This is a genomic window from Rhizobium sp. AN80A, from assembly GCF_030053015.1.
Lineage (GTDB): Bacteria > Pseudomonadota > Alphaproteobacteria > Rhizobiales > Rhizobiaceae > Rhizobium > Rhizobium metallidurans.
Genome location: NZ_JASJPX010000002.1, coordinates 624116 through 645441, shown reverse-complemented (window position 1 = coordinate 645441; position 21326 = coordinate 624116). Strand labels below are relative to the sequence as shown.

Annotated in this window: 18 protein-coding genes and 1 pseudogene; 9 read left to right on the top strand and 10 right to left on the bottom strand. The window is 58.2% G+C overall.

The window, feature by feature from the left end; all coding sequences use genetic code 11:
• The first annotated feature begins 327 nt into the window (after positions 1 to 327).
• Positions 328 to 959, top strand: a pseudogene (locus P3R82_RS09480) (IS5 family transposase).
• A gap of 2 nt (positions 960 to 961) precedes the next feature.
• Here P3R82_RS09480 and P3R82_RS09475 read toward each other — a convergent pair.
• Both P3R82_RS09475 and P3R82_RS09470 read right to left on the bottom strand, forming a co-directional pair.
• Positions 962 to 1504: an NAD(P)H-binding protein gene (locus tag P3R82_RS09475; RefSeq protein ID WP_283193712.1), complete on the bottom strand. Its 543-nt coding sequence runs from the start codon at positions 1502 to 1504 to the stop codon at positions 962 to 964.
• 11 nt (positions 1505 to 1515) lie between these two features.
• Positions 1516 to 2028, bottom strand: coding sequence for an Rrf2 family transcriptional regulator (locus tag P3R82_RS09470; RefSeq protein ID WP_112436287.1), 513 nt, complete (start codon positions 2026 to 2028; stop codon positions 1516 to 1518).
• A 555-nt stretch (positions 2029 to 2583) separates the two neighbouring features.
• Here P3R82_RS09470 and P3R82_RS09465 point away from each other — a divergent pair.
• Both P3R82_RS09465 and xth read left to right on the top strand, forming a co-directional pair.
• Positions 2584 to 2757: a DUF3606 domain-containing protein gene (locus P3R82_RS09465; RefSeq protein ID WP_112436286.1), complete on the top strand. Its 174-nt coding sequence runs from the start codon at positions 2584 to 2586 to the stop codon at positions 2755 to 2757.
• Between the two features lie 3 nt (positions 2758 to 2760).
• Positions 2761 to 3564, top strand: a complete 804-nt coding sequence (xth, locus tag P3R82_RS09460; RefSeq protein ID WP_112436285.1) for an exodeoxyribonuclease III — start codon at positions 2761 to 2763, stop codon at positions 3562 to 3564.
• A gap of 222 nt (positions 3565 to 3786) precedes the next feature.
• Here xth and P3R82_RS09455 read toward each other — a convergent pair whose 3' ends face one another.
• Positions 3787 to 3945 carry a hypothetical protein gene (locus P3R82_RS09455; protein ID WP_162724714.1) on the bottom strand — a complete coding sequence of 53 codons (159 nt, stop codon included), beginning with the start codon at positions 3943 to 3945 and terminating at the stop codon, positions 3787 to 3789.
• Here P3R82_RS09455 and P3R82_RS09450 point away from each other — a divergent pair.
• The gene (locus P3R82_RS09450) at positions 3944 to 4162 is read left to right on the top strand and encodes a hypothetical protein (RefSeq protein ID WP_112989369.1); all 219 of its coding nucleotides are present in this window, start codon (positions 3944 to 3946) and stop codon (positions 4160 to 4162) included. The two genes, P3R82_RS09455 and P3R82_RS09450, sit on opposite strands and share 2 nt — an antisense overlap.
• Positions 4163 to 5037: 875 nt before the next feature.
• Here P3R82_RS09450 and P3R82_RS09445 read toward each other — a convergent pair.
• Positions 5038 to 5310, bottom strand: coding sequence for a hypothetical protein (locus P3R82_RS09445; RefSeq protein ID WP_112436283.1), 273 nt, complete (start codon positions 5308 to 5310; stop codon positions 5038 to 5040).
• Between the two features lie 215 nt (positions 5311 to 5525).
• Between P3R82_RS09445 and P3R82_RS09440 the strand changes: the two genes are divergently transcribed.
• Positions 5526 to 5894 carry a hypothetical protein gene (locus P3R82_RS09440; protein WP_283193711.1) on the top strand — a complete coding sequence of 123 codons (369 nt, stop codon included), beginning with the start codon at positions 5526 to 5528 and terminating at the stop codon, positions 5892 to 5894.
• Positions 5895 to 6322: 428 nt separating this feature from the next.
• Here P3R82_RS09440 and P3R82_RS09435 read toward each other — a convergent pair whose 3' ends face one another.
• The 4 genes from P3R82_RS09435 to P3R82_RS09420 all read right to left on the bottom strand — a co-directional run bounded on the left by P3R82_RS09435 (position 6323) and on the right by P3R82_RS09420 (position 10545).
• Positions 6323 to 6637 carry a DUF982 domain-containing protein gene (locus tag P3R82_RS09435; RefSeq protein WP_112436281.1) on the bottom strand — a complete coding sequence of 105 codons (315 nt, stop codon included), beginning with the start codon at positions 6635 to 6637 and terminating at the stop codon, positions 6323 to 6325.
• A gap of 1255 nt (positions 6638 to 7892) precedes the next feature.
• Positions 7893 to 8468: an acyloxyacyl hydrolase gene (locus P3R82_RS09430; RefSeq protein WP_113012525.1), complete on the bottom strand. Its 576-nt coding sequence runs from the start codon at positions 8466 to 8468 to the stop codon at positions 7893 to 7895.
• 866 nt (positions 8469 to 9334) lie between these two features.
• Positions 9335 to 10057 (bottom strand): Crp/Fnr family transcriptional regulator, encoded by a 723-nt coding sequence (locus P3R82_RS09425; RefSeq protein WP_283193922.1) that lies wholly within the window; start codon positions 10055 to 10057, stop codon positions 9335 to 9337.
• Positions 10058 to 10299: 242 nt separating this feature from the next.
• On the bottom strand, positions 10300 to 10545 hold the full coding sequence (locus tag P3R82_RS09420) for a DUF982 domain-containing protein (RefSeq protein WP_111564032.1): 246 nt from the start codon (positions 10543 to 10545) through the stop codon (positions 10300 to 10302).
• A gap of 310 nt (positions 10546 to 10855) precedes the next feature.
• Between P3R82_RS09420 and P3R82_RS09415 the strand changes: the two genes are divergently transcribed.
• Both P3R82_RS09415 and P3R82_RS09410 read left to right on the top strand, forming a co-directional pair.
• Positions 10856 to 11149 (top strand): DUF982 domain-containing protein, encoded by a 294-nt coding sequence (locus tag P3R82_RS09415; protein WP_111563963.1) that lies wholly within the window; start codon positions 10856 to 10858, stop codon positions 11147 to 11149.
• A 243-nt stretch (positions 11150 to 11392) separates the two neighbouring features.
• Positions 11393 to 11695, top strand: a complete 303-nt coding sequence (locus P3R82_RS09410; RefSeq protein ID WP_162718122.1) for a hypothetical protein — start codon at positions 11393 to 11395, stop codon at positions 11693 to 11695.
• Positions 11696 to 13079: 1384 nt separating this feature from the next.
• Here the strand turns inward: P3R82_RS09410 and P3R82_RS09405 are convergent.
• A complete protein-coding gene (locus P3R82_RS09405; RefSeq protein ID WP_111563965.1) occupies positions 13080 to 13814 on the bottom strand; it encodes a dienelactone hydrolase family protein in 735 nt (244 codons plus the stop codon).
• 490 nt (positions 13815 to 14304) lie between these two features.
• On the opposite strand from P3R82_RS09405, the gene P3R82_RS09400 reads away from it, so the two are divergent.
• Both P3R82_RS09400 and P3R82_RS09395 read left to right on the top strand, forming a co-directional pair.
• Positions 14305 to 15849: an EAL domain-containing protein gene (locus P3R82_RS09400; protein WP_112436278.1), complete on the top strand. Its 1545-nt coding sequence runs from the start codon at positions 14305 to 14307 to the stop codon at positions 15847 to 15849.
• Between the two features lie 794 nt (positions 15850 to 16643).
• Entirely contained in the window at positions 16644 to 17165 is a 522-nt protein-coding gene (locus P3R82_RS09395; protein ID WP_112436295.1) for a DUF992 domain-containing protein, read from the top strand.
• A gap of 663 nt (positions 17166 to 17828) precedes the next feature.
• Here P3R82_RS09395 and P3R82_RS09390 read toward each other — a convergent pair.
• The gene (locus P3R82_RS09390; RefSeq protein ID WP_112950536.1) at positions 17829 to 20948 is read right to left on the bottom strand and encodes a response regulator; all 3120 of its coding nucleotides are present in this window, start codon (positions 20946 to 20948) and stop codon (positions 17829 to 17831) included.
• Positions 20949 to 21326: the final 378 nt, after the last annotated feature.

The window sequence follows — 21326 nt, the reverse complement described above, 5'->3', positions numbered from 1 at the left end:
GGAGAATGGTCTTCATGATCGTGCGCTCCTCTTAAGCCTTCAGCCATTCAGCAATGGTGATCCGGCCTTCACTGTACTCTCCACCGGGAACCAGTGAGCCTCTGGCGACAGGGGCTCCGAAGTAGTCAACCCCGGCGTCCGCGGTCACCGGCCTGCCGTCGCCCTTCGCATCGAGATACGCATGAATAAAGGACCCGAAGGGCGCCCGTTCAGGTCCGGCATCGTCGACCGTTCCGTTCTTCGGGTCACCTAGGCCCTACACTCATAAACGGGGTTCACACGCGGGCATGGCTTTGATTCAATGAGGCTTTGATTTGGAGGCCTCAGATGACCCGTCGCCGGTTCGACCTGACTGATTTCGAATGGAGCATTATCCAACCGCTTCTTCCTAACAAGCCTCGCGGCGTCCCGCGAGTTGACGACCGGCGCGTAATCAACGGCATCTTGCGGCGATTTCGGACCGGCTCGCCCTGGGCGGATGTTCCTGAGCGCTATGGCCCCTACACAACCTGCTACAATCGTTTTGTCCGTTGGAGAAAGGCTGGTGTCTGGGACCATGTTCTGGAGGAGGTCTCAAGGGCCTTCGACGGCGATATTGTCATGATCGACAGTTCCTGTGTCCGCGTTCATCAACATGCGGCCACGGGAAAAAGGGGGATCAAGACGATGGCTGCATGGGACGTTCCCGCGGCGGCTTGGCAGACAGGGCTTATGATACAAACGCCCTTCGAACCTTGGCAAAAACAAAACGGGCGTGGGCCAATATTCCAGCAAAGCGAAACCGCAAGGAGAGCTTTCCGTTCAGCTCATGGGTCTATAGGCAGCGAAACCTCGTCGAGCGATTCTTCAACAAGCTCAAGCAGTTCAGAGGGATTGCCACTCGATATGACAAGGACCCTCAAAACTTCCTAGCAGCCGTAAAACTACTCGCCACCCGCATCTGGATCAGGTCGTTATAAGTCTACGCCCTAATGCGATTTCCACCAGTGCGGCGGCGACGTCGCTGGCCGACGATCGGCTGGAAGTCGATACTCGGAACTTTCACCGCGCCGTCGGCCGTATAAGCGCCAGCCAGGGTCTCGAGGAACTCGTGGAACTGCGTTGCCCGGACGATGGTGTACCCTTGGCCCGACGCCGCGACGGTCTCTTCCTGCGCCAACTTGCCGGCCATGTATGGATTGGCCGCGAGCTTCTCGGCGTTTACAATGGAAAGGACGACGTGGTGGCGCACGCCGGCGGCCTTTTCCGCGCTCGTTAGGTTGCGGCTCGATGTTCCAAAGAAGTCGGTTATCACGTCCTTGTCGAACGACATCATGTTCGAAACATCGATGACGGCGTCGGCGCCCGCGAGCATATCGGCCAGTCCTTCTCCCGTGTAGGCGTTGATGCCATTACGGGAGCTCGCGACGACGGCCTCGTGGCCGGCGTCCCGCAGCAGCTTCACCGCCTTCGAGCCAATCAGGCCCGTGCCGCCGATGACGACGACCTTCTTCATCTTGGTCATGGTGCTTTCTCCTATGACGAGGCGCGATTGCCCGTCTTGCGTTCGTGGAGTTCAAGGAAGGCGCATCCGCGCGCGGCGATACCGCCGTCGTCGTCCGCGCCGAGATCCGCCAGAAGGTCCGCGACGGACACCTTGGCGAGTTCCGCGCGATAGGCCTTCTCGGCCTTCAGCATCGCGGCGTTGATCTGGCAGGGCTTGGTGAAGTAGCGCCGCGGCAGAGGGTTCGGCCCCCGCTGGCGGATTTCGGCGCAGCGGAAGGCGGGCGCCGGCCCCTCGACCGCGAGGACGATGTCGAGCAGGCTGATGTCCTTTGGCGCCTTGGCCAGTCGATAGCCACCCTTCGGTCCAGGTGTGGTCGCGACCATGCCGGCGCCGGACAGCGCCTGCAGGTGCTTGAGCAGATAGCTTGTCGAGATGCCGTGGAGCTCGGCCAGTGCCGCCGCCGATAGCACGCCCTCCTCGGACAACCCCGCCAGGAATGCCGTGCAATGAATGGCCTGTTCAACGCCTTCGCTCAGTTTCATGTTGCATCTCCCAATCGTGGATATAAATAATCCATGATTGTCGCCGTGTAATCCCGGATTCGGTGGACCGGTCGAAAATCGGAACATGAGATTAGAAAATCGAGTTTCGACGCCTTTCGCGCGACCGCATGGTTTCCAATCGCTTCGTGTGGAGAGCGTGCAATTCGAACTGTTGTCGCTTCGCGCGCGTGCTTGGGCGCCCGTCTGATTGGGCTTCGTGTCCCCACTGGACGCGAGCCATGCTCGACCAATCCTCCGCGCTAGGTCAGCGATCGGTTTCCTCGTTCCTTGAAGGATGAATTTTTATTCGCGCCGACCAGCAACATTTTGCCTCGGCTCGGGACAAAGGCAACTCAGCGCCAGTTCCGAAGCGTTTCGCAACTGTGGCGTATCCCGGGCTGCGAGGCTCAGGAAACCACGCCTTGCTTTCCTCGGGGGCTCTCCTGCCCGGCGCGCGACAATGGCCGCGGCATGCGGGGAGTGACTTTCGACCTAGGCGGTGGAACTTCCTGATTCCATGCCCGTTTTCTCGATGTCGAAACTTAGGAGGCTGTCATGACAACCACATCGAGAGGCCGCTCCCAGGACCGTGCGAAAGTCGCCGGCGGTCAGGATCACGAAGTCAAGTACGAAGCGAAGAAGCAAGGCGTATCGAAGGAAACGGTCAAGAAGGCCGTGAAGAACGCTGGAAATTCCCGAAAGAAAGTCGAAGCGGAAATCCGACATTAGCCGGTGAAGCTCGCGACCTATAACGTGAACGGCATAAACGGCCGGCTCGAGATCCTCCTGAGATGGCTGGGAGAGGCCGAGCCGGACGTCTGCTGCCTGCAGGAATTGAAGGCGCCGCGGGAGAAGTTTCCAATCAAGGCAATCGAGGCAGCCGGATACGGCGCGGTCTGGCAAGGCCAAAAAGCGTGGAACGGCGTCGCGATCCTCGCCAAGGGACTGGAACCTCATCTCACAAGGATGGGGCTTCCGGGCGAACCGGAGGACGAGCAAAGCCGCTATATCGAGGCGATCGTCGATGGGATTGTTATTGGTGGCCTATACCTTCCAAACGGCAATCCTTATCCAAGCGCGAAGTTTGACTACAAGCTTCGCTGGTTCAAGCGTCTCCAAGATTACGCGGCCGAGCTGCTGGAACTCGAAGTGCCGGTCGTGCTCGCGGGGGACTACAACGTCATGCCGACCGAGCTAGACGTCTACAAGCCGCAGCGCTGGACAGACGATGCCCTTTTCCGCATCGAGGTGCGGCAGGCGTACAAGAACCTCGTCGGCCAAGGGTGGACGGACGCCCTTCGTCATCTGCATCCAGACAAACGCATCTATACGTTCTGGGATTACTTCAGGAACGCGTATGCCCGCGATGCCGGGCTTCGGATAGATCATTTGCTGCTGAGTTCGGAGGCGGCCGAGAGATTGGCGAAGGCGGAGGTAGATAAGCATGTGCGCGGCTGGGAACACACCAGCGACCATGCTCCCGTCTGGATCGAACTCAGCGATAAACCCGTTAAGAAAAAGAGAAAGAAGCGGTGACTAGGATCGGCGAGCACTTGCCTAAGGGTCATCATTGCCAAATCTCGTGACGCAGATTGCCTGGCGCCATGGTTCATCGGGAAAAGCACATATCAAGGGGTGTGGTAGCCCCCGCGATACGAGCCGCGTGTGACCAGGTAGTGGTGTCGACGTCTTCGCAGGCGCTGGTACAGACACTCTAACGGTAGGATCCACAGAGGCAGGTCTCACACACTTCAATTATCACGGTTGTAATTTTGCTACGGCGCTTTGGCAAGCAGCAGTTACTGCTTCCTTGCCATGAAACATCCTGTATTTCGCGATCTGCAACAGACGGTTAAAGCCGCCGGGCAAGGTCGAATCGTATGCGGCCGAGCAGGTGCGCATCACCATAGCCACCATGGTTTCAGCCTACGGACACGACGCCCTGCAAGCTCAGCTCAACAAGGAGCGCGATCTTCGTCCCAAAGGCTCTCAGGCCCTTGACGAGTACCGGAGGCGCGCCGAAGCCGCTCTCAGCGCGGAACAATCCGACAATGACCGCATGGAACAGCAGATCGCGGATTATGAAGCAAAACTGGCTGACGCTAACCGCTGCCGCTACTCCCGGTCTTCGTGAGTGGTTACAGTCCAAGTGACAGGACGAGCGCCGCGCCGAGATCAAGGGCCAGGCGCGGGCAAACGTCCCACTGCCGGACTACCCGGCTGACTGCCGCAAGAAGGAAGCGCACGCGCGTTTACCGGATAACGGCGAGCTGGCTTCGGCTCATAAGCGAGAGAGGGGCGCTCTCGATCGCCAAAATGCTCGAACCGATCGGTGCGCCGATTTCCACGACAACCTGCAGAGCAAGTTCGGCCATCTTTGAAGGTAGCAATGGCCCCTTTGAGCGGGCAATCATAGTGCCGGCGGCCGCTACACCTGGTCCGGCACGTACAAGGTGACGCTAGACTACATATGTAATCCGCTACAGGGGTGGATAGGCCCGGCCCACGTCGCCTCGCCGCCGATCAAATCCACGGTCACGCCAGCCGATCCTCAGCCTTCAGCGCCAGCCGGTAACGACGGCTGGGAAAGGCGAAGGGCTTCGAGTTTTAGGGGGCAACAAGCCCTTCGCCTGTCACTCAAGCGTGTCAGGGCACTCCCAAGCGACCAGGCCATGGTAGCCGATCTGCTAGCGAGAGCAAGATTGAGCCTGTGTCGGTGATAAAAGAAACCCCGCACAAAGCGGGGTTAACTGGAGCGAGGGTAGCCGCGCGGGAATCGGGGGACAAACGCGGCTGTCGCTAAGACACGTGATCGAAGGGAACGTTCCCGGGTCCGATGATTTTCTTGCTGGGCTTCGCGTTCGCAAACAGTTCCTCGTTGCAGCGCAGATCGTTAATGTAGTTGCGGCGCGTTCTTAGCCGGGGTCAAGGAGTATCCAGATTAGCCGCAACGGAAAGGCTGTTGACGCGGCTTCGGCCAACTTCGATCGCGCCCACTGGTTCCATGGATTAATGAATCGTACCGTTCAGAAGGTCCCACTCAAACTTTGCGAGTAACAGGGTCGCTTTTTCGATCACATCATTGGCAGCTGCCGAATAGTCCTCAGCCATACCCAGATGGTCCGTGTCTAGCTGGTCCGCGAGTTCATCCAGCATCCACCACAGCTCATCGCCATCACGTTTGGCGATTGAGGCAGAGACACGAAGTCTCCTGGCCAACGTCTCAACATAGAGCTCGCGCTGCGCTATCGACATTTTGGAAAAGTGGGTCAGTCCAGACATTCATCGCTCCTTTTGGGTGCGCTGTCCGAAAACTGAGAGAAGATAGGTGACAACCATTCTTCGAAGAGCAAGTGGTTACATATAGCCGCCGACGAGGCTTTCAAGCCAATATCTGCAAGCCATTGATTTGACGCGAAACGAATCACCTCGGGGTCAGTTCATGAGCATCACCTGTCAGTCGTGCGCATCAACCCGTCAGTCGAAGGTAACGCGTCATGGCCAGCTTTTCCGTTACCTCGATCGAGCCGCTCGAAGTCGAGATCCGCCGCGTTGGGCAGTATGCTCCCGCCGAGACCGTCGAGGAAATGATCAGCTACTTGACATCGGAACAGCCGGATAAGACAAAGCCGGGATTTCATAGCGCGCTGGCGAGATCGATCGACGCCATGGTGATGGCGCCGCCGATCCGCCGCTGCCCGCCCTGCGTTCGTCGATGCCGCCCACGCGGCTGGCATGCACATCCTGCCCGACGATATGGCCTACATCCGGAAGGCGATCTAATCACCGTCTATTGCTTGCTTTCCCTTACGGCAGCCAACTGCCGCAACTCGACCACGCTGAGGCCGATAAGCGCCTCATATTGATCTCCCACCATCTGGGAGAACTGATGTCGTAGGCTTATGTCGGCAGACGTATCAAGGCGATTGATGGTGTCCAGCGTTCGCTGGATATGGTCTCTGATTGTTGAGTTTTCGAGTGCCATAGCAAAGTGACCTCTGATTGCCTGGCCAATGTACCGGCGAGGGGCGCGGTGGTCATCCTATCAAATAGGCTGGTGCACCCGCGTTGTCCTTGACGAGGGACGGACAGCTGCGCCATGCCTTGTATAAGGGGCTGCACGAGGTGCAGGACCATGGTGCGGTCTGAGCCACTTCATCCGTCGGGAAAAAGAAGCCCGGAAAACCCTTCCCGAGCTTCTCCGCACCGACAACACACGGTTGATGCAAGGGATTGGACGTGCGCGCATCCAATTCCCAAAGCAGCTGAGGCAGACTTTTACGACGCCAACAGATCACGGATGGGAGCTGTGAGCCTTTGCATGGAAACTACCCGTCGCTGCATGCCCCACGCGCGTACCTGTCTTCGGTCCAAAGCCTGCCTCAAGGCAGGCTGCGGAAAAGTACTCACGCGCCACGGTCGGAGGCGTCATTTTCTTTAGCGCGTTACGGCAGGTAACAACTGCTGCATCGTGATATGCGCCACGCCTAGATGGCCATTCGGACTCCAGAAAATCCAGGGCATCCGAAATGCTGCTGAACGACCTCTCGAGGCCATTTGTCAGCCTGATCGTCACAGGGTTTGCCCACAGAACATCAACGGGGCTCATAACATCCTCCATCGCTGCGCCAAGTTGTGATCAATGTCGAAAATCTAATATGTGATTTTCTAGGTTTCAAGTCGTTCTCGATCGCCGTTTTTGAAGAAATTGCTGCTGTAGAAATGGTTTGTCCGCGGCCTGACATCGGTTCACGCCGATCCGCGCCATGAATTCTCGACCTGCTCGTCGATTTCCTTCACCTTTCAGTCCTCTCCGCGGTGCGACCAGATGAGTTTTCGAGCGGATACCCCTCCAACAGAGCGTTCGAAACGATGCTAAAAAAAACCCCGGCATAGGCCAGGGGCTAATTGGGGAAGAGAGCCACGAGGACAAGCATAGGAGTGGCCCCATCGGTAGACGAACGATCAACCATAAAGTTCCCTACCTCAGGAAAAATTCCATGATATCAATGAAGTGTGTGGGCGCCCTGCGTGTCCATCTTATGATGACTACAAGGATGCGTCCAAGCAATGTTTCGGTATGTACGCGTCGCGATGCGCGCTACCTGGGCGATCGGAGCAGATATTCGGAGGCCAACTTCGCATAAGCGCACCGCTTCCCCGCCGCGTGACACCGCCAGAGCCCCCGATGCGACAAAATAGCAAAATCCATGCACGATATGACGAGTCAATTATCCGATATCGTTGGGGCCCTTCAGCGTGCCGGAGCGTGGTCATCCACAACGAGGCGCTCAACGGAACACGAGCACACGAGCGGCGCCCGGCGACTATCATTCGCGACGGAGGAAACCGCGAGAGGGGATTGAGATCCGGTCATTGTCCTCGTGAGTCACTCACCGGATCTCTCGCGTCGCAAGCATTGAGGGGTGTGCGGCGCAAGCAACATTCAGCACCGGCCACGTAGGCGGTCGAGCACGCACGCCGGGCGTGGTTAGCGGGAGATTAATATCAACAGGAAAAAAGCCCGCCGGGGCGTTGGCGGGCCTTTGGCATGACAGGGACCGTTCAGTTCTCGATCAGGTAAATCACAAGCGCCCAAGATTGACACCCCGGCCGAAGGGAGTAGGCACCAGATCCTGCAACGGCGACGCGCTCTTCTCCGCGAGGAGCTGATGCGGGCCGATCGAGCAACCCGCGGGTCCAACCGCCGTCGGATGCTCGTCAGTCCGCGCGTTCGGTGGCGGTGATAATCGCAAACCGTCAATGAGCGTATTGGCTCTCACGACAACGACAATCGCACACGTCCAAACGGCGCGCGGCATGAACCGCTCGCACGGGCAAGCGGGGCCGAGCACCATCGGCGTTTAGAATTTGTAACCGATCTGTACGCCAGCGCGCGTCATGCCGTTGTTCGGTCCGTCGCAGAGATTGGCGTGCGAGGAATGCGCGACTTGCGCCATGACATTCCAGTGCGCGTCGAAGCGATAACCGGCGCCGACATATTCGTGGAAGAGGAAACGACAGCCGAGATCGGGACCATCGGCGCTGTTATCGAGATCGCCATTGTGCCAGACGCCACCGAACCCGGCTTCGGCGAAAACCGTCTCATTGAAGTTCACGGTCCAGGCCAAGCCGCCGAAGATTTGCGTCGCTTCGCCCGAGGTGCCGATCGAGGTGCCTAGGTTCAGGCGGGGACGCGCGAGCGTCTGCTTCCAGTCCGTTGCCGTATCCTGGCCGAACGGGTCGAAGAAGACCGTGACTTCGGGGAAGACGCCATCTTCGTGGCTGTGGCCGTCCTGGATCGACGCCGAGGCACCAAAGCGCAATTCGTCGAAGATCTTTTCATCCGCGTGGGCCAATAATGGCGAAAGCGAAATGTTGACAGCCGCCACGGCGAACAGCAAGACGCGACCCGCCAATGCTTTCATATTCAAACCCATTCCCTAAGCTCGATGTCGGCGAATCACGACACGTGCATGCACACATAGCACCGGCAAGGCCCCGAGAAAGCAACCGTTTTACCTTGCCACGGTATTTCCCTAGCGAGTGCGGCCAATGCGCAACATGATGACGCTTCTTGCCGCCTCACGGGCCAAGGCTTGTCCGTCGAGAGATCATCCAAGGCGAGCCGCGTTGATCGCGATCATCTTAAGACGGCTTACGATGAGACCGAAAGACTGTTTCGCCAACCGCGCAAGCCGCGACCTCGCGCATTGTCTTCCAGCTATTGGCGCGCTCTATCCGTCGAAGCGGTAGGGGTTCGCTCTTCTATGCGCAAGACCAGCATCCGTGAGGCGACACCTGGGTGCCGCTGACCGATCGCTGACCTCAACCAATCCTGCTTCTTCCGCCAAGTTGACCGTCTTTCGACCAACACCCACCGGAAGTGGCTTGAACTGGTCGGTCGTCAGGTGTTGAAGCAGTAGCGCGAGGCGAAGGCTTGGGCCGTAAACGGTCATGCTGGATCCTGTCGTCTCTCCAATGGGCGGACAGCCCGCCACGTAACCGGCGACCGCTCGTCGTTGCGTGGTCCGGCCGGCGGCCGCGAGTTCCATCGAAAGGGGATGTGGAGAGCCGACAAGCGTTGAGGGACTTTGGCCCTCCACCCGCCGAGGAAGCATGGAAGACCTGCTCGGCGGGGGAATAACTCGCCATGAGGCGGCATGTTCCGCCGCAATCACGAGGGAGTGGCGAAGGGTCGCCAGAAACGAAAAGCCCTTCGCCCTATCGGCAAATTGGAGCTGCGTGGCCGTTAAGGCGACAACCCCAAACATCGACATCCACGAGGGGTTCCTCTTAACGTCCCCTATTGCGCGGCCATCGCGTCGGGTGGCAGCTTCGCCAGCATATCGAACCACGCGTTTTCGGCGGGGCCGTAGAAGTCTCCCGCCGCGTTTTCGAGGCCAGGGCGATCGGTTATTTCAACATATCCCCGCCTTGATTTGATCCAGTGCTCGCCTTCGAAGACATGAAGCCATTCCGTGACGCTGGCGCGCCTGACGTTGATGTAGGCGCCAAGTTCCTCGTGCGTCGCGACGATCTTATCGCCGTCAATCCGATCATGCAGCATAAGCAGCTCGCGGGCGAGATTCTGCTCTATGTTTCCCGCGCGGCCGCTGGCGGCGATCATTGCGGACTGAACATTTCGCCATGCGCGATACCGTTCAAGCCTTGTCGCGAACTCTTCGTCTCGCCGCACAAGCGCCATCAGCGCATCCGGTTGAAGTTCGAACGCCCAGCCGGCGGAGCGCGCCTCAGCGATGAAAAGCGCTGGCGAGACCCCAGTGAAAAGACTTGTGCCGGTCATTCCTTCTCGCCCGATCATGCCCACCTCGACATTCACCGTTGGCGACAAGGGGAAAATAACGGAAATCACGCCCTCTTCAACAAAAAGGGCGCTTTGAACCGCGTGAGGAGGCTTCTCGACTTTCTCTCCGCGTTGGAACGGTCGTCGCTTCAAGAAAGGCTGCAACGACTGCCTGACCTCGGGAGACAGAACGCTCAGCAAGCGATTGCGAAATATCAACATACTCACGGGATATAGCGCGTCGGGCGAAAAAAAAGCTTTTCGTACGCTAACGTACGCTTTTCGCATCGCCCACGCCCGAGAGCCTGCGATCGCGGCAATGGTTACGCGGCCTGAGCATTTAGCCCGCGCCGAAGAGCTGTCGTGTTATGACGAGTTCCTCGTCCTTCGGCTGTCATCACGACGTTCCACAAAAACGCTTGACACTTGGGACCCGCCAAAACGGGCAAGGGAACTGACGAACATCAATGCCTGAGAATCCCCGCCTCCTCAGCCGCTTGAACAAAGGCAAGCTTCGCCGTGGCGGTGGCGATCCGTCCGTCAAGCGCCTGTAGACACGCCCGCCTGGCCGCCGAGAAGGATTTGCCACCTTTGGTCGGCCAAGACGTCATCAGAAATGCCACCGCGTCGCGGCTACATGCGACACAACGGAAGTGATCGGCACTATCGACCATAAGTTCGACCGGCTTGTCCCAAAGATCTTCGCTCATCATAACTCCTTTTCGTACCTGAAAGGGAAAATGCATTTGGCTCGAGCTCGTTCCGCTATCGGACCGAAGTCCTACTTCCGCTCGCGACAAGGATTGGCTTCGGCCTTTCCCCGCACGCTTGCATTAATTCGGCCCCCGATGGTCTTCGCGCGACGGCGCGCGGTAAGCGCGCGCGACGAAATGATTGCCGCGCTGCGGCGCCTTTTGCTTTTGAATCCCAGCCGATTGCGCTAAAAAGTGGGGGGGTTGAAATTCAAGCTTCCGTCCCCAAATCGTGCGCCGCCGAACGCGTCTGAGAAAGGAGAAGACGATGGCAAACACATTGTTTGACGCACCACTTTTTCTGAGGAAACGCCACTACATTCAAGAACTGGCCAGTCTTGAGGACGTCTTCGATTTTTTGGAGGAGTTTCCAGAAGAGGCCAGGGATACAAGATATGAATTACTCGATAAGGCCTGTCGCATGGCCGCGCGAGGCATTGTGCCGCTCCCCGCGATCCGGGAAGGCGTCCGCCGGTTCCTCATAAGGCGACACTTGCTTGCCAACATCGAGGAAGTTCCATTGGTCGCGAAACGTCGGTCCGATCGTAACGTGGGTTCATAGGCGCTCGACTGCGCGGTATGATTGCGTGCCCGTTCGAGGCTTTTCGAGCGGGCTCTGTCCCCAGCACCTCGTTTCAACCAGCGGCGCACGGGAGCGTCGGACCCGGTCCCGCCGAGATGACCGCGACATTTCAAACCGGCCGGCACACATTGGTTCCAAGCGTCGCGATATATCCGGACATGAGCCACGTCGGAACCTTGTGGGCTAAGACAGGTTCCTACCTGGAAAGATCGAGGTAAAAAAATGACAAGCGATACGAATAACAAGCGAGAAAATGAACCGATTCCCACGCCAACCTGGAAGCCCAGACCTCCGGAAATGGACCTCGAGCCAGTCCAAGCGCCAGAGCCGACTGACAGCGCGCCGCTGGGCGGCGGCGCTCACCACCACTCAGGGGGTGTTGTCCCAGCGATTCCCAGTCGCGACGAGGCGAACGTGAACCCGGACGAGCCGCTGCCAGAGGACGTCGAGGAAGAAATCCTGTCCGAGGATCCGGGCCGTGAAAATACCAGGTTCGACGAGGAGATGCCCAAGACCAGTCGGTGATTGGTCACGCTCCAGGGAGATTTGCCACATCCAAGAAGATTATGTCCCGCGGACGACGGATTCGCACCATCCGCTTGCATGGTCTGACGGAATAAATTCATGCGATCCTCGCCCTTACTAAGGGCGATGAAGGATCTCCAGCGTCAAGGGAAGGTTGCCTCTTGGACTAGCCACCAGACAGGCAGGAAGGCGACGATTATCGCGATGGCCCATGCCGAAACAAATTTGATGAGATACTGGCGCCGAAACCGTAACTCGTTCCACTCATAATACATTAGTATCTCCTATCCGAACGCAGGAAATCGCGCTTTCGTTCAAGAGTCGAGTGCCAGAATGCAACATAGCCTCGCGAAATGTCGGCTGGCGGGAACGGAAGCTCCCGACTTGAAAACCCGGTCGGTCGAACATCCTGAACGATGGCATAAGCTGGGGGATGGACCTTCAGCCGGCGAACGCGGGCGTTCATTCATTTGAAAAGTGCGAAGCGCGCCACCGAGGCGAGGGGGCGTCAGTGGAAGCGACGCCAAAAACCGAAACTCCGAGTAAGGCCTCAACGCGGGCGCGCACGAGAATTTACACGAAGTCTCCAACACGCAAGCACAGCTTGAGGGCCGCGACTAACGCGCGAAGATGACTTGATGGACCGGCCACGGATCGACAATTAAGGTCGGGACGATGAGATGGGAGCGTAACCCGCCCACTCCCTAAACGAGACTGATGAGGAGAATAGGAGGTGTTCCAAGATCGGTGCGGTCGGGGGGCCTCGATCTTGTTGGGGGGCCGAAGCCTAACTATTTTAGGTGAAGTTCCTCGAAGTGGAGACCCGAGATGGAGCCCGCGGTTGTTCAAGTCAGTGAAATTCCGATTGAGATCCTGCCACCTGAAAAGGAAGATGTTCAAGAAGGGGACTTAGTGGTCTGCCTGTGCTGCCTCAAGCCGCGTTCACGCTCCTGGATCGACGATGATGGGTGCGGGATTTGCGAAGAATGCCTCGCGAGTTGAGATCGCGACCGCCCGTTAACGTCTTCATCGGCCCATTTCCGTCTAATGAGACGGGACGGCAAGACCTCGCGGGTTTGACCAACTTCCGACGATCAAATCCCGACTAGTCCAACTGCCGTCCTTCCTGTCGACCTATTTTCGCGCGGCGGGACGGTGCGGCCGTGCCGCCAAACTCATGCGTCGCCGCCCCTGGGTTTCGATCGTTGAATTGCCTGGCACAACTCCGGCACGTCTGAGGAGGAAACGCGCGGCGCGTCGACACTTCAAATGTCCGAAACCGCATCATCCAACGGGGCCGTGTCATGACTATCCGGCCACGTGAGGCTTCGGATCGACAATGCTAGGGGGCGGCGGGATCCTTGGCATCTAAACCTCCTCCCACCTACCGGATTGTTTCATCAAACAGCTGTAGTAAGCGCCGCCAGTGTCGGTCGGCGCCTGACTCGTCATAGACGCCGTCACGATCAGGTACTGTCCACCCATGATGAACGCCAACATAGCTTTCGAGCGCAAAATCCGCGCCCGAGCGTCGGAAAGCGTCGACGAAACGTGTCGATTGCTCCGGCGGGAAGCTGGCGTCTTCCGACGCGGTACCGACATATATTCGCGCCTTGATGTCCGAAGCCAAGAGGTGAGGGCTGTCCGGTGTATCAGCGGCTAGACCCGCGCCATGGAAACTGGCGACGGCAGCGAAACTTTCTGGGTATTTGGCGGCTACCGAGAGCGCGCGTCGCCCAGCCATGCAATACCCCACCACCCCATACGGCCCTGAGTGACCTTCTCCCTCGAGAGCGGCGATAAACGCGGATGTATCCTCCACCGTCATCGCCGTTGTCGTTTCGTTGATCATCTTGACAAGTTTTTCGCGGGATTGAGGGTCGCCGAAAGAGGAGCCACTAAAAGGGCCGTACGCCCCGAACCGATAAAATAGGTCGGGCAGTAGCACGAAGTAGCCGGCGTTGGCCAGCTTTTGAGCCATCTCATCCATTGCGGGGCGAGGCCCCATGGCGTCCATGAAGAAGAGGACAGCACCTTTCACGAAGTTGCCCGTATCCGGGGTGTAGGTCCATGACGGAACCTTGCCACCCGAGGCGGTGATGTCGATCGACCTTTTCATCCCATGTCTCCGATACTTGCGCGCCTGACAGTCAGTTCGCCGAGCTCGTCTCCCATTGACGTGCTGGCTGCCCAGACTTTGCGCTGCCGTTAGCGCCGTGGCAACCTACATGAACGACCGCGTTACACTAAGGGAGATCAGCACGACGTGTCCCAGTCGAATTGTTCTTGTCAACCGTGCACGGGGGCACCCACGGCGTAAAATCGAGGAGACAAGCGATGCGGCCACGGGATTAAAAGACTTTGTCCAGCTCGCCACGGAGCGAGATAATGAAAGCCGCACCAGGTGTGCGCAAATGCGTCGGCTTGTATGTCAAACCATTTTCACGAATGCTATCGTGGCGGATAGCGCTGGCATGTTACATAAAAGATCGGATCGACGTTCGCGATCTTGTATGCGGGTTCGACGATTTTACTAGAGTGGACTACGATCTTGCACTAGGTCACTGTCGCAAGATGTTTGGGAGCTTTGAATTCATGGGGACGGGGGGATGGAAGTTTCTTACTTCAACATGACGATGCCCCCCGGGGAGCTACGGTCCCGGCTCGAAATCGCGCTGATGCGCGAGGATATTTGGCCGGCCTTCCAGCCAATCGTTGACCTTCGCTCTGGATCTCTCGCTGGATTTGAGATCCTCGCTCGGTGGAGCGATCCCGAACTCGGGGACATCAGCCCAGCGCAGTTTATTCCCCTTCTCGACAAACATCAGCTCGTTGACATTCTTTTGGAGGCTTTACTGCAATCGGCGTGCGCGGCGGCGGCGAGATGGCAGGGTCGGTTTTTTCTTGCGTTCAACGTTACCCCCGATCAGCTTCTCCGCGATGACTTGCCGGATTGGCTAAGCGCCATAGCTTCGCGAACGGGGTTCCCGCTCGGCCGTGTCCAGATGGAAATCACGGAGAGCTCCTTGATTTCCGATAGTGCGGTTGCCTACCGGACACTCAACCGGCTCAATGAGATCGGAGTCGCAATCTCGCTTGACGATTTCGGAACAGGTTATTCCAGCCTTGCGCGACTAGAGTCCCTCCCTTTCCGTAAGCTCAAGATCGACGCTCAGTTCGTGCGCGGCCTGGAGCATGATAACCGTAAGCGCAGGATTGTGTCGTCAGTCGTCGGTTTGGGCCAGAGTCTCGACATAACGGTTGTCGCCGAGGGCGTCGAGACGGAGACCGAGGCGGCTATACTGCGAGCGCTTGGCTGTCCTTTGGCACAAGGCTGGCTTTTTGGAAAAGGCGTGCCCGCGTCCCAGGCATTCGACGTTTTTCAGCGTCTTCCACAGATGCCTGCCCCAACCTCCTTGCTTGACACGTCTCCGTTCCAGCAACTCCATCAGCTGGAGACTCTATATGAACAGGCTCCCGTCGGCCTCTGCTTCCTTGACCTTCATTTCCGGCACGTGCGGGCGAATGACATCTTTGCGGCAATGCACGGGCTCACCGGACGCGAACTGGAAGGCAAGACGATCTACGATGTCATGGAGGGTGAGATCCTCAAGCGCGTGGAAACCGTCCTGAGCAGGTCGCTGGGCACGGATCCACTTCCACCTCAAGACTATCGCATGGGCAGCAAGGAGTTTCGCGTCTTTGCGCAGAAGGTTTGTGACATCGGCGGCGAGAACCTAGGGTTTTCGGTCGTCGCCATAGATGTGACTGAGCAGAACCTCGTCATCCAAACGCTCCAGCAAAGCGAAGAGCACTTTCGTCGCGCCGTTGAACTCAATCCGGATATCGCCTGGGCTGCCACGGTAGAAGGCGTTGTTTATTACATCAGCCCAACATTCGAGGATCTCCCGAACGATACGATGCAGGACCGCATTGATCGGTGGATGGGAAAGATGCATCCGGAGGACCGGGCGCGGGTACGATCAACCTGGTTGGAATGGATCCCGACGGGAAAGCCGTGGGAGATCCAGTTTAGGATTGCCCGGCCCGATGGAACATACCGCCCAGTCTTGAGCCGTGCTCGCGCCCATCTTGGCGCGGATGGTGCCGTCTTGGGTTGGTATGGGGTCATATCGGGCCATACGATGGAGTAGGCGCGCGAAGGGCGTCCCGCCGGCTCGCGAGTGTGGTTGCGTTCCTCGTGGATGGAGGGATGGGATGGGATGGGAAGTTGCGCGCCAAACTCTATCCCTGGCGGAACGTCTTGGGATTAATCAAGCGGCGAAACCTGACTACGGCGCGCGCATCGCAACGTGTCGGCAGCCAGGGTTCGAAGCTCCGGAAAATCGCATCCCTACGACCATGCACGCTTGTTCGGCTTGAAGGACGTCATAGTCCGGACTTGTGTTTCGTCTGATCGTGAGACAGGAAGATGGACGCACCAATCTCGGACTGGTTCAACGTGTTCGTCTCGTCACAAAATCCGAACGGACCTACATCCGGATAGCAAGATTCAGACCATCGATCATTTTGAAGGTCACAGCGTACCGTCTGCTAGAACCCTAATTCAGTCTGCTTGGTGTCTCCGCTACCCACTCGATTTGATCACTGGGTTCGATGCCACCGGTGCAGTAAACCTCCAGCTTAATTTGGCGAGTCGCGGCTTTTCATCGCTGCCGGTCACGGGGACATCACTTGCGGTTTGAAAGTCGTGTGCGGGTCGAGAAACAACACGTCTCCGCTGCCGATCTTGCGCAGCCGGTGCGACTCGAAAGCTTCGAGCTTCTAATTTCCGTACTCATCGGATTGTTGAATGAATACTGAAGGTATCGTGACAGATCCACAGAGTGTAGTTGATCGCCGTCGATCATGCCGGAAAGCGACGAGCCGTTTGAACGAATTGCCGGGGATGGCGTTTATCGAGAGGGCTGAACAAGAGGACCCCAAGATGAGAAACGCACTCCTGATCACCACATTAGCATCGCTCGCGCTCGTTCCGCAGGCGAACGCCGCGTCGATGCATAAACAGTCCAAGCACTCTCCACAGCACATTGCCGCGACCGAGCCACGGGAACGGTTGGGTACCCTTTCATGCGAAGTCGCGGGTGGGATGGGAATGATCATTGGATCGAGCAAAGCCGTGACTTGCAACTTCAAGCAGCGGACTGGCAAAATCGAGCGCTACACCGGCACGATCGGCAAGCTCGGCGTCGATGTCGGCATCACCGGAAAGTCGTATCTTAGCTGGATCGTTGTCAACACTGCCCCAACGCGAGTTGGCGATAGAGCGCTGGCTGGAACTTATGTCGGCGCATCTGCCGCGGCCTCGGTAGGCGTGGGCTTGGGCGCCAATGCGCTCGTGGGCGGAAATTCCAAGAACTATGCGTTGCAGCCATTGAGCGGCGAGGCGAACACTGGTCTGAACGTGGCCGCGGGCGTGTCCCGTCTCAAGCTTACCGCCGCCCGGTAATCACCAAGAGCAGGCGGGGGCCACCCCTCCGCTTGCTCGATTCTCGCGATTATCTCGAACATGGGCAGTGCGCCGTACAGATTTTCAGACAAGTGGAGGCAACACCGCCTCGGACTGCTCGTGGCTAGAAGTTCTTTCCTTTAATTGGAAACGACGGCCCTTCGCTGGAACACCGCTCCAAACAAGGATGTGTGCTCGTTGATCAAGCGCTCTCTTCGCCCCGATCGTCAGCTAACCCGCATTCTGTATCGCTCACCGGCCGCACTACTTAGCGTTTCACATTCGAGGATTCCTTCGCGATAAGTGCGCGATCCTCACAGTCGGGATGCCAGTCTGCATAGGGAGTGTTGCGTGCGAGGTGGCGATTGTAATCGGGAGCGCCATCGGTCCACCACGGGGTTCCCCGCTCACCAACCGCTACTTTCGCATCGTTCACTCGCCTGCGCGGGCATCCGCCAGTCGCTGCCCTCCTTCGCATCGCGGGCGGGCCACGGCCCGGCGTGGCCGATGTTGCGAAACACACTTCAAGAGGGGTCTCGACAAGCCTTGCCCCTACCGCCACTCCAATGGAAAAGCCCGCTTTAGCGGCTTTTTCCACCAAGAGGCGGTGTCAGAAACCGCAGCCCCATTACGTCGGTCGATCCGCCGGTTCGCATTCAAAGATCAAACACTTTCGATAGAACTCGACAGGACTTTGGACAAGCGGTCGATGGTAAATGGCTTTGGCAGCTGAAGGGCATCCTCGATACCGGACGCTGACTTAGCGCTATCGTCGCCGCTGGCAAACACGATGCGCACGGAAGGCCAGCGCTCCCGAACGTGCCGGGCAAGATCGGTCCCTGACATTCCCGGCAGTCCGACATCCGTGAGCAGGATATCGATGCCGTGTTTCTCCAACACCGCCAAGGCATCCTCGGCCGAGCTTGCTTCGTGAACGTCGTGGCCGAGCTCGTTGACCATATCGACAGTCGACATCAGGATCAGAGGCTCGTCCTCGACGACGAGAACCCGTGCGGCATGGGTGCGGGTTGCCTCTTGGGCGGGATCAGCCGCCTGCTCCTGTCTCCCGAGCCGCTCGACAGCGATCTGGTGCTGGCGTGCGTTGTTCAGCACGTGCCGGATTTTGCGGGCAAGCGCCTCCCGTGTGTAGGGTTTGGATAGTAGCTCGACGCCGGCGTCCAGCCTGCCGCCGTGGACGATCGAGTTTTCCGTGTAACCAGAAGTATAAAGCACCGCCATGCCAGGAAATAGCGCCTTGCACTTCCTTGCGAGTTCCGTGCTGCGCATGGGACCGGGCATCACGACATCGGTGAATAGGAGATCGATCGGGATGCCACTGTTGACGATCGCGAATGCGGACTGGGCATCATGGGCCTTGAGAACGCGATATCCGAGATCCGTCAGAAGGGCGACCGACGTCTCCCGCACCCCGTCGTCGTCTTCAACGACAAGCACGGTCTCCGTGCCGCCCGTCACTGGAAGGGCATTAAGGTTCGCGAGCCCGTCCTCGACCTGGTTTGTCCGCGGCATATAGAGTTTCATTGTCGTGCCATGGCCGACCTCGGTGTAAATCTTGAGGTGGCCGCCGGACTGCTTCAGGAAGCCGTAAACCATCGACAGCCCGAGCCCGCTGCCCCTGCCTTCGGATTTCGTGCTGAAGAATGGCTCAAGCACATGTTCGATGATGTCGGCCGGTATCCCGGATCCCGTGTCGGTGACGGCGACCAGCACATATTGACCAGGACGGACATCCTCGTGAGCGCGAGCGTAATCGTCATCGAGCACGGCGTTTGCCGTTTCGATCGTCAGGCGCCCGCGGCCGGTCATCGCGTCCCTTGCATTTATCGCCAGATTAAGGATGGCGTTTTCCAGCTGGCTGGGGTCGATCAGCGTGTTCCACAACCCGCCGGAAACGACGGTTTCGAGCTCGATCTCTTCTCCCAAGGCGCGGCGAAGCATGTCGTCCATGTTCTGGATCAACTTCCGGCAATCAATGACCTTGGGCTCGAGCGGTTGGCGACGCCCGAACGCCAGCAACTGCGACGCCAGCTTCGCGCCTCGGGCAACGCCAGCCAAGGCGTTCTCAAGGCGCTGTTCAGCCCGAGCGTTGCCGCCGATGTCTTTGGACAGGAGTTGCAAGTTGCCGCTCACGACCTGCAGAAGGTTGTTGAAATCGTGCGCGACGCCTCCGGTGAGATTGCCGAGCGCCTCCATTTTTTGCGCCTGCCGCAGAGCCATCTGCGCGGTTTCGCGCTCTACGGTTTCCCTTTCCAACTGGAGTACCGCGGAACGCAGTTCATGTGTGCGCTGCTCGACACGTTGCTCAAGCGTATGATTGAGGCTCTGAAGTTGATCTTCCGCACGCTTCTGATGTGTGACGTCAAAGCCGTCGACAAAGATGCCAGCCACGTGGCCGCTAGCATCGAATATCGGCTGGTAGATCAGATTGATGAACCGTTCGTCGGGCGTACTGTCGCCATCGCGCCGCAGAAACACCTTTAGGTTCCGTCCGATATACGGCTTGCCCGACAGGTACACTCCATCCAGCAAGTCCAAAAATCCTTGCCCCTCCACTTCGGGCAAGGCTTCCCTTACGCTCAAGCCTAGCAGTTGACGGTTTCCGACCAGTTGGAGGTAGGAGTCGTTGACGAGCTCGAAGATGTGATCCGGTCCACTCAGGATACACATGAAGCTCGGCGCCTGCTGGAACAGGTCTCGCATACGGTCCCGCTCGGCGGTGCGAAGTTCGACCTCCGACGAGAGCTGCTGGTTAAGCTGCTCCAGGGCAACGGCGGCTTGTTCACGCATTTCGGCCGCTTCCGCCAAGGCCGCCGCCCGTTGACGTTCCGTCTCAAACGCTTCAGTGCTCGCCAGCCGCGAGGCGATCTGCCCCGTGATCAGCTTGAGGAAGTCGAGATACTCGTCGTCGACCGCGCGATGGAAATTCAGCCCCGCGATCAGTATTCCTTTCGGCCTACCGCCGCCCTGTCCAATCAGGGGAACGACCGCCGCCTGTTTCGGTGCCTTGGGCCAAGGTCCCGAAGGAATGCCATCAATGCCCGTCAAGCTGACCAGCTCGACGTCCTGCTCCGTCCACGCGCGCTCCAAGTCCCAAAAACCAGCGCTGCCGACGATTTCCGCCGGCATCAATGGATGGCTATCCAGCGCGCCACATACCCACTCCCGTCTTGCGTTACCACTTTCGTCGAAAAGATAAAGCGCACTGAACGGCAGGTCTTGAAGATTGTCCTTTAGAGCGCGATGGGAAGCTCTGATCACGTCAATTCGCGTATCGACGGCGGCGAGTTCCGAGGCCAACGCCCGCATCGTCAAGATGCGCCTCTCGCCAATGACCCGCTTGGTCTCCTCGGCCACGGCGCAGAAAACGCCTTCCACCTTACCAGTGTCGCCGATCAGAGGGCTGTACGAGAACGTGTGATAGGTCTCCTCGGAATAGCCGTTGCGCTCAAGCAGAAGCAAGAGCGCACGGTCCCAAGTGGCTTGACCAGATCCATAAACGGTTTCCAGCCGCTCCCTGATATCGTCCCAGATTTCCGCCCACAAGATTTTCGTCGGCACAGCCAGTGCATTGGGGTGCTTGTTCCCCAGTGTTGGCCGGTAAGCATCGTTATAGAAAAACGCGATGTCAGGCCCCCAACCAAGCCACATTTCGAACTTTGACGTCAACAGCAACCGCAGCGCTACCTTTAGCGCTTCAGGCCATGAATCTGGCGAGCCCAGCGAGCTGGACTCCCAATCATGCTGGCGCATCATTTGCGCCATTTCTCCGTCACCGACGAAGATATCCAGGTATTTATCGGAAGCTTGTACTGTCATCGTATGTCCCGGGGATCGTTGCTGAAGCGACTTAGGCCAATGATAACGCTTGTCCAGCCCGCTAGTAATGAACTGTGCCAATTTTCAGATCTGGAGCAGGAGACTTAGACTCGGACGACATCGGGGCAGCTCGGACGTTCAATCGACTATGATTGGGTCGAGGGCGGTGTCCAACCGCGCGAACTCCGCCACCCGCTCGCGTAGGGCGATCTGCTCTTCCACGAGCTTGCCAAAGTCCGCTAGGATATCCTGCTCGCGAGGCGACCAATGGCGCGGCTGACTGTCAATCGCGCGAAGAGATCCAGGACATCGCCCTCGCTAGTC